The following is a 12,018-nucleotide window of genomic DNA, read 5'->3' as shown; positions in this document are numbered from 1 at the left end:
CGGGGGACTCATACCAATTCAAAATGACGCTCTCTACGAGACGCTACGCGTAGCTTACTTCTCTGTAAGAGTACGCGGACTCGCTCTAAGCGTTCGTGTAGCGTCTCGTAGAGAAGCTATGTCGTTGGCGAAGCCTCTCGAAGAGAAGGCTTTACGCTGCGCTAACAAAATTCAAAATTAAGAAAAAGAAAGCCAGACAGAACAAAGGTTTGGGAGTATGTATCTGTCGCATTCTTTTTTTAAATTGGTATCACTTTTAGGCGACCAGTTGAGAAAAATTTACCCTAGTACTAAGTAGTAATCGCATCTAGCAATACATATTCCTGAATGCGTAAGCAAGACTGTCCATAGCCATCGCCCCTTTGAGGTAGGCAGGACACTTTTCAGGAAAAAACTTTGCGATCTACTGAAATTCAAATCAAATCCGCTGTCATTACTAAATCTGTAATTCTGCAACGGCAAGTTGACCTGGAAAATGTCAAAATTAAATGAGTTTTGCACTAGGCCTATTTGGATTGATGCAGCCTCTTGTCACCAAACGCCATTTGATTAGCGCAGATTTGAGATAACTAAGTTGGAATTTATGGGCAAGCAACGTGTTCTTTCTGGAGTTCAACCAACCGGCAATTACCATCTAGGTAACTACTTGGGAGCAATTCGCAACTGGGTAGAAGGTCAGAGCGAATACGAAAATTATCTTTTTGTAGCTGATTTACACGCGATTACAGTGCCACACGACCCAAAACAGTTGGCAGCTGATACCTACACTCTTGCTGCTCTTTATTTAGCTTGTGGTCTTGATTTAAATCACTCTACTATCTTTGTACAATCTCACGTTTCGGCCCACAGTGAACTCACCTGGTTGCTCAACTGCATTACACCTCTAAACTGGCTGCAAGATATGATCCAGTTCAAAGAAAAGGCCGTCAAGCAGGGAGAAAATGTGAGTGCAGGCTTATTAGATTACCCTGTGCTGATGGCAGCAGATATTTTGCTTTACCAAGCGGATAAAGTGCCAGTGGGTGAAGACCAAAAGCAACACTTGGAATTGACACGCGATATTGCGGCTCGGTTAAATCACCAATTTGGTAAACCAGAACAACCAGTTTTGAAGTTACCAGACCCTTTGATTCGCAAGGAAGGGGCAAGGGTGATGAGTTTAGCAGACGGTACACGCAAAATGTCAAAGTCCGATCCTTCGGAGTTAAGCCGGATCAGTTTGCTAGATTCACCGGAACAGATTCAATATAAGATTAAGCGTTGTAAAACCGATCCGATTCGTGGTCTGACTTTTGACGATCCAGCGCGTCCAGAGTGTAATAATTTGTTAACGCTGTATACATTGCTTTCTGGTCAGAAAAAGGAAGATGTGGCAGTTGAGTGTCAGGATATGGGCTGGGGACAGTTCAAGCCATTGTTGACAGACACAATAATTGAGTCCCTCAAACCAATTCAAGAAAAATATCACTCGATAACGGCGGATAAAAGCTATTTGGAGTCTGTGTTGCGGAATGGAGGGGAAAAAGCTAGAGCGATCGCAAATCAAACTTTATCACAAGTCAAAACTGCTTTAGGCTACTCTCTTCCTCTATAAGTTTTCACCTTTAGGTGTGATTTGTTATACCATTTAAGAAAATGAAAACCTTAATATTATGCATCACACCCACAGCCCCACAGCCTTTAATGACTTTCGCAGAGCTGTACAAACAGGTGAATTTCTAGTTACCGCCGAGGTAGCACCGCCGAAAGGGGGAGATCCAGCGCACATGATTCAAATGGCGGCGACTCTTAAGGGGAGAGTTCATGCCGTCAATGTTACTGATGGTAGCCGTGCCGTGTTACGGATGTCTTCGTTAATCGCGTCAGTGATTTTGTCACAGAATGGCATAGAGCCGATTTGTCAAATTGCTTGCCGCGATCGCAACCGCATCAGTTTACAAGCTGATTTGATGGGCGCTCATGCTTTAGGTATCCGCAATATTTTAGCTTTGACTGGCGACGCAGTAAAAGCAGGCGATCATCCAGATGCCAAAGCAGTGTTTGACTTAGAAGCTGTGCGACTGCTGCAACTGATTCGGAAGATGAATCAAGGTATTGATTGTAATGAAAAACCCTTGACTGATGGAGCGTTAGATTTATTTGTTGGTGCAGCAGTAGATCCGCAATGTAAAAGTTGGTCGGGTTTACAAAGTCGATTTGAACGCAAAATCGAAGCTGGAGCGCAGTTTTTTCAAAGTCAGTTGATTACTGATTTTGAGCGACTGGAAAAGTTTATGGACACCATTGCTGCTGGTTATAAAAAACCAATTTTGGCAGGAATATTTCTGTTGAAATCAGCAAAAAATGCCCAGTTTATTAATAGATGTGTTCCGGGTGTAGATATTCCCCAACATATTATTGATAGATTGGCAAAAGCCAAAGACCCTTTTGAGGAAGGGATAAAAATTGCTGCCGAGCAAGTGCAAATAGCGCGGCAATTGTGTCAGGGTGTCCACATGATGGCGGTGAAACGGGAAGATGCGATCGCGCCAATTTTAGATTTAGCTGGGATTGCTCCAGTGAATCAGTTGGTATCTATGTAAATTAGATAGCGAATCTTTTATTAAAGCAGATGGGAGCAACCATCTGCTTTTTTATGCTGAAACAGACGAGTCTAGACTATTTTTGATAGACTTTCAATATCTAATGTTCGCTTGACTAAATCTAGGTGCAAACTGACAAAATATTTTATAGCTTATTTCAAGCTTTTCCTAGCATATTTTTTGCCAACACGACTGCCAATGTCAACGCATACGAATTTGTTTCAATCGAGCTAAAAGAAACTGCTTTTAGGATTGATGGGGTATTCATCCCCACAAGTGAAACTACAAATCAACCACTTTACTTTGTTGAAGTTCAGTTTCAATTAGACTCAAATTTTTATAGACGCTTCTTTGCCGAAATCTTCCTTTACTTGCGTCAAAACAAATCAGTCAATTTTTGGCGTGCTGTTGTTATCTATCCGCAACGAAGTTTAGATCCAAACGATCGGCTACCATATCAATTGCTGCTAGACAATTTACAAATGCAACGCATTTATCTAGATGAATTAGATTCTACAGAGAACTCACTTCAAGTTGCGATCGTTAAATTAATTATCGAAAGAGAAGAGACAGCCGTTGACAAAGGTAGAGAATTGATTTTACAAGCAAGGCAACAACTGACAGATGAATCTACCACCAAGCAAATTGTAGAATTGATAGAGACTATTCTGTTGTACAAATTTACCCGGTTAAGCCGAGAGGAGTTAGCACAAATGTTGGCTATAGACGACGAATTCAAAAAAACACGGATGTATCAATCAATCAAGGAAGACGGCTTAGAAGAAGGTCGCCACGAAGGTCGCCAGGAAGGTCGCCAGGAAGCTAAGTTAGAAGCTATTCCCCGATTGTTGGCATTGGGATTGAGTGTAGAGCAAGTGGCAGTGGCTCTCGATTTAACGGTGGCGCAAGTACAACAAGCAGCCCAGAATCAGTCTATCTGATAGTGAGCGGTGCTTGCGTCTAATTTAATCAGCAAGTGCGAGGCCATAATAGCCTGTCGTAGACATCACCTCTTTTTGTTTTAGCTAAACCAGAAGCGATGTCTACGACGGGCTTACAGCTAGAACTTAAAACCTGGGTTACATCTTACCGTGTTGCAGCACTTGTTGTAGATGTTGACGAATCTCTTGTGCGTGTTCAATATCAGATTGCCGCAATTTTTGGAACAACTCTACACAAGGCTGAGAACCTACTTTTTCTGCATCTTTGATGTAGGTATCGTAAGCTTTAACGGCTTCAGCCTTGTTCTGCAAAACGGTGACAAAATCATACTCCAAGTCGCTAATTGCTGTTTGAGATTGTCCGTTACCTGTATTTGTAGCCATTGCTTGAACCTCTTTTAGGATTTCTAGTTAACGTTATATTCACCCTTAAAGAGTAATTCATCTTCCAAAAAGAGTATATTTCAATACGTCAGAAGTACCTTGCAAAAATAATTTCCTGATACACCCTCACACAAAGGAGTGGGGAGTGGGGAAAAAGTATTTTCCCCACTCCCCAGTACAGACGCGATTAATCACGTTTCTCCCACTCCCCATTTTCATAACAATTTAGCCAAGCGGTTGATTCTCGTCACATTGACGTGAATACTGTAATTCCAACTCGTTTTGCCGTTCCCTACCTCCCCTATACACAACTGGACAAAACTTAGTGTTAGCACTCATGCAATCCATGTGCGGCGTTTTAGCACATACTACAAGTAATCCACCTAGAACAAACAATAAACCACAAATTGCAAGCGTATTAACCCAAGAAATTTCCAGCGCTCCATGAACTACTACCTCTCGCAGTAGAGATACGATTGTTACCTCAACTGCAACTCCCACAGAGATACTATGTTCTTGCAAATAAACCATTAATAGTCGAAATAACTCGACTAAAATCAACACAAATAGTATTTTTGCAGTCACATGTTTATAGTCTAGTGGCTGCGTGAGGGCGATAGCTATTCCCCACAATTGGATTAGCATGACGGCGAACAAACCCAAACACAAAACAATCACAATTAAATCTTGAAAGGCTTCCATGTTGCGAACAATTGAGTGCCGATCAAGCCAGCGATCACTAAATAAAAATCGACTTTTCTGGCGCTTTTGCATGTACGTTTTTCCAATCGGGACAAGTTCAGACAACACCAGCGAGTCTACCCAATAGTTTTATGTTATGCAATATTAAGTTTTTGCGCCTCAGCGAGGTTGGTAATTTAAATTTTGTGCTTGTTGCAACAATTGTTCGGCGTTTTTCGCCCACTGGGGATTTTTTTGAGCATTGTATAAATCTTTAGCAAATTGCAATACCTGTACTGCATCGCCATATTGCTGTAACTGGATAAAAACTAACCCAGCACCATAATAAGCGTTGGGATAGTTAGAGTTAGCTTCGGCTGATTTTCTAAAAGCCTCTAATGCCTCTTGTAATTTACTTTGTTGAAAAAAAATTGAGCCGAGATTGTAGTAAGCTTCTGGATACTTGGGATTAATTTTTAATGCCTGATAAAATGCACTTCTGGCTGGATCGAGTTTACCTTGTTGGAGATAACACATTCCTATATGATAAGGAGGTTCTGGTGCATTTTTGCTATATTCTACGGCTTTTTTAAAAGATGCGATCGCTCGCTCACAATCTCGTTGCTGTTCTCGAACCAATCCCAAGTTATAATGGGCAAATCCTAGTTTGGGATCAAGTTCTAACGCACGTTGTAAATAATCGTTAGCTAACTTGAAATTATTGCCTTCTAATAACGCTCCGCCTAAATTAGCAAAAGCTGGAGCAAATTTCGGATCGGCTTGCGTCGCTCGATAAAATGCATCCGCAGAGGGTTGTAATTGTCCCGTTTGTCGGAGTGCTAGCCCTAGATTATAGTGTGCTGGTGCTAATGTCGGATCTAATTTAGCTGCTTGTTTAAAGGCGGCGATCGCATCTTTTACCTTTCCCGCCTGAATTGCTTGTAAGCCTTGGTTTAACCAGTCTACAGCATTTTTAGGATTAGATTGTGCCAGCTTGGAGGCCACAGGAGAAGATAGAGCAAGAGAGGGGAAGGAAATACTCATAACCAGCAAAGTCAAACTTACTAACCCTGCCATGCGATATTTAAAGAATGATAATCTCATTGATTTTCTGACTCGCAACACTTTCAGTTAAATTTACTTGATAAAAATTTTTTACAAAAGTTTTTAATTGAGGATAAAAATTTGTGATACTTAACTTTTCTTAAGCTAAATCTTACGACAGGCTACAATTTTTTTAACTTTCGATTAAAGGGAGGATAATAACGAATTAAAGAAGGGGTAATTTTGACTCCAGAGAACCATTTTTTTCAAATAGAATTCAGGAGTCAGGAGCCAGAATTCAGTTGGGAATTCTGTACAACTGGCAAAGAAATAAATCGGTTTAAGACGCTCGCAGACTTGCTACTGTCTTGATTCTGAATCCTGAATTCAGAATAGCTGGATTCTTCTTTAACCCTTGATATATACAGAATCATGCGGTTATAAAAAACTTACCGCAAGGGGGGTTTTATGAACGAAAAAGTAAAATCGGGTTCGCGGAATGTTGCAATTGTTGGGCCTTATTTAAGTGGAAAAACCACTTTACTAGAAAGCTTGTTATTTGTCACAGGGGCAATTTCCCGCAAAGGCAATGTTAAGGATAGCAATACAGTGGGAGATAGTGCAGCCGAGTCGCGCGATCGCCAGATGAGTGTAGAAGTCAGCGCCGCTAGCACTGAGTATAACGGCATTCGCTTCACTTTTATTGACTGTCCGGGAAGTATAGAATTTGCCCAAGAAACGTACAATGCTTTAATCGGAGTGGATGCAGCAATTGTAGTTTGCGAACCCATCCGCGAACGAGTCCTCACCCTTGCCCCTCTATTTAAATTCCTGGACGATTGGGAAATTCCCCACCTCGTCTTCGTCAACAAAATGGATCGGGCAAATATTCACGTTCTAGAAACGTTACACGCCCTGAAAGCAGTATCTAGCCGTCCCCTGGTAGCGCATCAATATCCGATCATGAACGGGGAACAACTTACGGGCTTTATTGATATGGTGAGCGAACAGGCATATCAATATCATCTAGGCGCACCTGCTGACCCCATTCCCTTCCCTGAAAGTTTAAAAGAAGAAGAACATACAGCACGGGCAGAAATGCTCGAAGCCTTAGCAAATTTTGATGACCATTTACTCGAAGAACTTTTAGAAGACATCGAACCATCCCAAGAAGAAATCCTTAAAGATTTAAAAATGGAATTAGGGGCAGATTTGGTAGTGCCCGTTTTCTTTGGTGTGGCAGAACAAGATTATGGGGTTAGACCTCTATTAGAAGCCTTGTTACGAGAAGCGCCCGAACCAGAAACCACAGCAGAACGTCGTTTAAAAAACATCAAAGGTGATAAACCTCTAGCGCAGGTATTAAAAACTTTCTACACTCCCCAAGGTGGTAAACTTTCTCTGGTGCGTATTTGGCGGGGCAAATTAACTGATGGCATTGTCCTCAATGGCATTCGCACTGGTGGAATTTACCGCCTGATGGGACAACAACAGCAGTTCGTTAATGAAGTTGGTGCTGGTGAAATTGTCGCATTGAGCCGTTTAGAAGGCATTAAGACAGGGGATACAATCTCCACAGAACAGCAATCGGCGATGGAATTACCCAAAGCTGTACAGTTGGAACCTGTGTATGCCCTCGCCATTACACCAGAAAAGCGCAACGATGAAGTTAAACTCAGTGGTGCCATCACCAAGTTATTAGAAGAAGACTGCTCACTTGCTTGGGAACAACACGGCGATACTCACGAAGTTATTCTTTGGGGTCAAGGCGAGATTCATTTGCAAGTGACCCTAGACAGACTGCGCCGTAAATATAACTTGCCGATGACAACCCACTTACCGCAAGTGCCTTACAAAGAAACCATCCGTAAAACGGTGGCTTCAGTTCATGGACGCTACAAACATCAAAGCGGTGGTCACGGACAGTTTGGTGATGTTTTTCTCGAAATCAAGCCCCTACCACGCGGTACAGGTTTTAACTTTAATGAAACTATTGTCGGCGGTGTGGTTCCTAAACAGTACATTCCTGGCGTGGAAATGGGCGTACGGGAATTTTTGACACATGGGCCTTTGGGCTTCCCAATAGTTGATGTGGCGGTAACTCTGACTAATGGTTCGTATCACAACGTTGACAGTTCCGAACAAGCCTTTAAGCAAGCTGCCCGATTGGCAATGCAAACGGGGATACCCCAAGCGGAACCTACCCTATTAGAACCGATTTTGCGGGTGGAAGTGACAACACCAAGTGAATTTACCTCCAAAGTGCTGCAACTATTGAGTGGTAGACGGGGGCAAATTTTAGGCTATGAGGGGAGAAACGATTGGCAAGGCTGGGATAATGTCTCTGCATACTTGCCACAAGCAGAGATGCAAAATTTTATTGTAGAGCTGCGATCGCTCACCTTAGGCGTTGGTTCCTTCCACTGGGAATATGACCATCTCCAAGAAGTGCCAGAAAAGCTTGCTGAACGTGTCATTCACAGCAATGGCAATGGTAGTAACGGCAACGGCAAGTAATTTTGGATTTTGGATTTTGGATTAATCTAAAATCAATACTAGCCCGGAACTTTAGGTTTCGGGCTAATAACTAAAGGTCAATATAATTCTCTTTCCGCTTTCCACATTGCCCAAATTTCATCTGTAATTTGAGAAGCCATACGATTTAGGTAAGAAGCCTTCAGAAACAGCTTTTTCGAGGCTTCCTTGTCTAACAATTTCCCTGAGATCGTGAGCCATAATTTCAAAAGCAAGCGATATGTTCAGGTCATGATCTAGTACGAAATCAATCAAGAACCTCATATCTTGAAGCAGTTTCTTTTCATCGCGTGTTAGTGGGCCAGGGTACTGTGTCTTGAGTCTTTCTATAAAATCTGAGTGCATATAACTCCTGAGGAAATAGGTAAGCTTGACTTTTGATTTAACCAATTCAGAGGTTTAAGGGCAACATTGCTCGATAAGCGATAACCTCGGTCTACTTTTTTGTATTTGATGTCTTTTTGGCATCTAGTACGCGGTGAACGTCTTGTCTTGTTATACGGTCTCCTAGTTTGGGTTGCTCTAACTCAATCATCAACGCCTCAGCCGCAGCTCGAATTGCTTCAATAGGATTCAAGCTTTTACGCCGGATGTATTTTGCTGCCAGATCCTCAATCTGAGCAATGCGCTGAAGCTGGTTGACATCAACATTGTCTTTTGGTGTCTTGTATGCAGCCACATCTAAGAATTCATTGATCTGTGCCTTGTTTTTTCCAAATAAAACTTTATAAATTTCGCCTAAAGCAGATGCATATATTCCCCTCTGCCCACCTCTAATTGAGTGTGTTTTCGTATAATTATTAATGTTTTGTTCGTTTATCTCAATCCAATCCCCAATCGCTGCTCTAAGGTCTTTGTTGAGCATAATTGAGGCATAACGGTACTCAAATTTTTGAATGTATTCGTCTTCATCTCTTACAACACCAAAAGCATGATCTGCTCTACGCTCTAAGGTTTCCTGCATTGCAGCAGCCATCAGAGCAATTGCTGGTCTGCGATACCCTACCATGACTGCATAAAGTATCATCGCCATAAAGTCTTCAGTTGAAACGAGGTGGCTTTCAATGAAACCCTGCCCTGGAGACTCAACTATTTGACCCTTAAATCCATAGCCCTGAAGTTTATTTAAGGCATTACCTTTAGTTTGAATAGTATCTCTTAACCAACCTTCGTTGTATCCTACCGCCTTACTTGCCTGCCGCATCGACCAACGGTATTCACCATTAGGCATCATGTAAACGGGCATAGGAGTACCGCCGATTTTTATTTCCTTACGCTTTGCGTGCTTAACTTTTGGCTCATCTGTCAAGTCTGTATCTTCAGCATCTGGATCTTGGTCAAAAAACAATGCCTCAATTTCAATTTGTTCTGCCATACGTATTTTCCTATACTGGCGTTTGCCGTGGGGTCAACCCCTTGGCAAATATAATACTAGTATTCTTGCCGTGGGGTCAACCCCTTGGCAGAAAATTTGTATAAATTTTAGTCTAATATGCACAGTAAATTTTGCAGTAGTGCTTGAAATCGTTCGTTTATAATAAAGTTTGCCTGAATATACACTAATGCGTAAGTGTCAAATAAAATTTAGCATCAGCGATCACAATAATTAATCAACTGTGAACTTATTAGCACAATTGAGTGAATCTCTGTTCCACTTACACCCGCCTGTTGGGCGATCGCTTTTAGCAGATGTTCTTAACGTGCTTCAATATAAAGGTGGGGTTCTATGAGATCAATTTTTCTAAAATTTTTTCTAGAAAAGACTCTGCTTCTTTTAACAAAGAGCGATGTAGTTTACGAAAGTGTTCTTCTTTAATAGGTGTATGGTTTAGACCAAGCCATTTGAATTTATCTGACAAATCTTTCCAAGATTTTCTGATATCTGTTTCTTTTCCATGATCTGCATCATGACGTAGCCACTTATTTCTTAAATGCTTGATACACCAAATAAAATCACCATCTAAATTTTCATCTAGTACACCACCGTGTTTAGTTAAAAAGCGTAAGTTATCTTTTCCTGCTGACTCATAAAAAGTAAAGTATAAATGATCTATAAAGTCTCCAAAACTACGTTTATCTTGAGGTATTAACCAAGGTAATTGTGCATAAGCGTCTAAAACTTTAGTTGTAGGTTTGAACATTTCTTTATGTACTTTAGTCTGCGTTACCTCATTACATTGAATGATTAAGTCTAAAATTCGTTTTACCTGTGCAGATGCCTGAGCAGCAGGAGAAAGTCGTATTAGAGATTCTTCATCCTCTTCTTCACATGATTCTACAATTGCTATTAATTCATCTTGTTGAACAATCGGTAGTAATAAATCTATCTCACAGAAAGCTAATTCTTTATCTGCTGGTACTGTAATAATATTAACTAAAGTTTCAGTAGTAGTTAGTAATTGATCTTCTGCTAAATGTAAAGAAGTCTCTAAAGCCCAATCAACTTTTTCACTTGTACTTTGCTCAAGACGTTGATAGGTTTTCTCTACAAAATCTGTATAAACCCTTGAAGGTTTTAATAAATTTTGTACTAAAGCTGGATTTTTACTAAATAGGTTTAGTTCTTGAATTTGACGTGTAACTTCTGTGAAACTCTTATCCCATACTTTTGAGGCAAGTACGATTTCTTTTAATTGACGAGACGACTGAAAAATATCTAGACTAGGCTGAAGCAGTTTTTGCCAACTAGAAATTTGTTTATTTAAATCTATATATAAATTATCTTGTGGCATCAGTCTTGATTTACCAGATAAATTTTCTAATAATTCAGAGTGGGCAAATAGTCTTGATTTACCAGATAAATTTTCTAATAATTCAGAGTGGGCAAACAGTCTTGGTTTACCAGTAAATCTCTGATCTATCCCGCTAATTTGCTCAGAAATTTTTGAGAAAGCAGATGTGTAAGCTTTATTCAAATTTTCTGAATTTTGTAATATGTTTTTCAGGTAACTATCGTTGAATTGTTCAAATGGCATATATTTTTCATTAATTATATAGTTTTTCCATTTATTATAGTCTGAGAAATAGAGAGCTACAATAGTTTAATACTGGCTTGTGCAAGTTTCAACCTTAGATTCAAGTTTCAACCTTAGATTATAAATGGTTCACATGGTAACACTTCAATTACGACAATTAAGTGTTCCGCCAGGACATAGAGTAATACTCCACGATGTTAGCTGGCAAGAATTTGAGGCAATTTTAGAAGAACTTGGCGACCATCGAGCCACTCGATTGGCTTACAGCCAGGGAACTCTGGAGATGAGAATGCCATTACCAAAGCATGAGAAAGCCAAAGTCATCATTGGGGATTTGGTGAAAATTCTGTTGGAAGAGTTAGAGATTGACTGTGAAACATTTGGCTCAACCACTTTCAAACGTGAAGATATGGCTTTTGGTGTAGAGCCTGATGACTCTTTCTATATTCAAAATCATGCTCAAATGATTGGTAAAGAGCGAATAGACTTGAGGGTTGACCCGCCACCTGACCTTGCAATTGAAGTTGATGTGACTTCTAAAACTCAACTCGATGCTTATAAAGCATTGCGAGTTCTTGAACTGTGGCGATATGAAAATGGCAAGCTACAAATTAATATTCTTCAGGAAGGTAAATACATTGAGTCTGAAATTAGTTCTACTTTTCCCAACTTGCCCATTGTTGAAGCAATTCCCCAGTTTGTCGAACAGAGTCGAACTTTAGGTAGAAGTCCAACGCTTAGAGCATTTCGTCAATGGGTAAGAAAGCAAATCAATTCAACTTAATCAGGACTTACGCAACTGGCACAGCGATCGCCATTTAACAGTACATATATATTACTGAGAGTGAACGTCCAAAAAGGCTCTTGCTTAAATTA

General features: G+C 40.6%; 10 protein-coding genes. 5 read left to right on the top strand and 5 right to left on the bottom strand.

The genetic code is table 11. The annotated features are described in order from the left end of the window. Window positions 1-583 precede the first annotated feature (583 nt). From trpS to V7K60_RS26725, 3 genes are all read left to right on the top strand, one after another. Window positions 584-1,594: a tryptophan--tRNA ligase gene (trpS, locus tag V7K60_RS26735; protein ID WP_334929984.1), complete on the top strand. Its 1,011-nt coding sequence runs from the start codon at window positions 584-586 to the stop codon at window positions 1,592-1,594. A 58-nt stretch (window positions 1,595-1,652) separates the two neighbouring features. Further along, entirely contained in the window at window positions 1,653-2,582 is a 930-nt protein-coding gene (locus tag V7K60_RS26730) for a methylenetetrahydrofolate reductase (RefSeq protein ID WP_334929982.1), read from the top strand. Window positions 2,583-2,707: 125 nt separating this feature from the next. Beyond that, on the top strand, window positions 2,708-3,523 hold the full coding sequence (locus V7K60_RS26725; protein ID WP_334929980.1) for an Rpn family recombination-promoting nuclease/putative transposase: 816 nt from the start codon (window positions 2,708-2,710) through the stop codon (window positions 3,521-3,523). A gap of 138 nt (window positions 3,524-3,661) precedes the next feature. Here V7K60_RS26725 and V7K60_RS26720 read toward each other — a convergent pair whose 3' ends face one another. The 3 genes from V7K60_RS26720 to V7K60_RS26710 form a co-directional block, all read right to left on the bottom strand. Then, window positions 3,662-3,907 carry a hypothetical protein gene (locus V7K60_RS26720; protein WP_229500796.1) on the bottom strand — a complete coding sequence of 82 codons (246 nt, stop codon included), beginning with the start codon at window positions 3,905-3,907 and terminating at the stop codon, window positions 3,662-3,664. 225 nt (window positions 3,908-4,132) lie between these two features. After that, a complete protein-coding gene (locus tag V7K60_RS26715) occupies window positions 4,133-4,681 on the bottom strand; it encodes a phosphate-starvation-inducible PsiE family protein (RefSeq protein WP_334929977.1) in 549 nt (182 codons plus the stop codon). Window positions 4,682-4,768: 87 nt separating this feature from the next. Next, the gene (locus tag V7K60_RS26710) at window positions 4,769-5,692 is read right to left on the bottom strand and encodes a tetratricopeptide repeat protein (RefSeq protein ID WP_334929975.1); all 924 of its coding nucleotides are present in this window, start codon (window positions 5,690-5,692) and stop codon (window positions 4,769-4,771) included. A gap of 408 nt (window positions 5,693-6,100) precedes the next feature. Here V7K60_RS26710 and V7K60_RS26705 point away from each other — a divergent pair, with 408 nt between their 5' ends. Next, window positions 6,101-8,149: an elongation factor G gene (locus tag V7K60_RS26705; protein WP_334929973.1), complete on the top strand. Its 2,049-nt coding sequence runs from the start codon at window positions 6,101-6,103 to the stop codon at window positions 8,147-8,149. Between the two features lie 454 nt (window positions 8,150-8,603). Here the strand turns inward: V7K60_RS26705 and V7K60_RS26700 are convergent, their stop codons facing one another. Both V7K60_RS26700 and V7K60_RS26695 read right to left on the bottom strand, forming a co-directional pair. Next, entirely contained in the window at window positions 8,604-9,542 is a 939-nt protein-coding gene (locus V7K60_RS26700) for a hypothetical protein (protein ID WP_334929971.1), read from the bottom strand. Between the two features lie 349 nt (window positions 9,543-9,891). Beyond that, complete coding sequence (locus tag V7K60_RS26695) at window positions 9,892-11,142, bottom strand: hypothetical protein (RefSeq protein WP_334929969.1); 1,251 nt, start codon at window positions 11,140-11,142, stop codon at window positions 9,892-9,894. 133 nt (window positions 11,143-11,275) lie between these two features. On the opposite strand from V7K60_RS26695, the gene V7K60_RS26690 reads away from it, so the two are divergent. After that, window positions 11,276-11,926 (top strand): Uma2 family endonuclease, encoded by a 651-nt coding sequence (locus V7K60_RS26690; RefSeq protein ID WP_334929967.1) that lies wholly within the window; start codon window positions 11,276-11,278, stop codon window positions 11,924-11,926. Window positions 11,927-12,018 lie beyond the last annotated feature (92 nt).

The organism is Nostoc sp., assembly GCF_036917555.1.
Classification (GTDB): domain Bacteria; phylum Cyanobacteriota; class Cyanobacteriia; order Cyanobacteriales; family Nostocaceae; genus Nostoc.
Note: the sequence above shows the minus strand (reverse complement) of the source record. Positions and strands in the feature narration are given on the sequence as shown.

Excerpts from the sequence above, each read along its gene's own strand:
- V7K60_RS26695 (WP_334929969.1), bottom strand. The coding sequence starts at position 11,142 with ATGCCATTTGAACAATTCAACGATAGTTACCTGAAAAACATATTACAA.
- V7K60_RS26690 (WP_334929967.1), top strand. The coding sequence starts at position 11,276 with ATGGTAACACTTCAATTACGACAATTAAGTGTTCCGCCAGGACATAGA.
- V7K60_RS26700 (WP_334929971.1), bottom strand. The coding sequence starts at position 9,542 with ATGGCAGAACAAATTGAAATTGAGGCATTGTTTTTTGACCAAGATCCA.
- trpS (WP_334929984.1), top strand. The coding sequence starts at position 584 with ATGGGCAAGCAACGTGTTCTTTCTGGAGTTCAACCAACCGGCAATTAC.
- V7K60_RS26720 (WP_229500796.1), bottom strand. The coding sequence starts at position 3,907 with ATGGCTACAAATACAGGTAACGGACAATCTCAAACAGCAATTAGCGAC.
- V7K60_RS26715 (WP_334929977.1), bottom strand. The coding sequence starts at position 4,681 with ATGCAAAAGCGCCAGAAAAGTCGATTTTTATTTAGTGATCGCTGGCTT.
- V7K60_RS26710 (WP_334929975.1), bottom strand. The coding sequence starts at position 5,692 with ATGAGATTATCATTCTTTAAATATCGCATGGCAGGGTTAGTAAGTTTG.
- V7K60_RS26730 (WP_334929982.1), top strand. The coding sequence starts at position 1,653 with ATGCATCACACCCACAGCCCCACAGCCTTTAATGACTTTCGCAGAGCT.
- V7K60_RS26705 (WP_334929973.1), top strand. The coding sequence starts at position 6,101 with ATGAACGAAAAAGTAAAATCGGGTTCGCGGAATGTTGCAATTGTTGGG.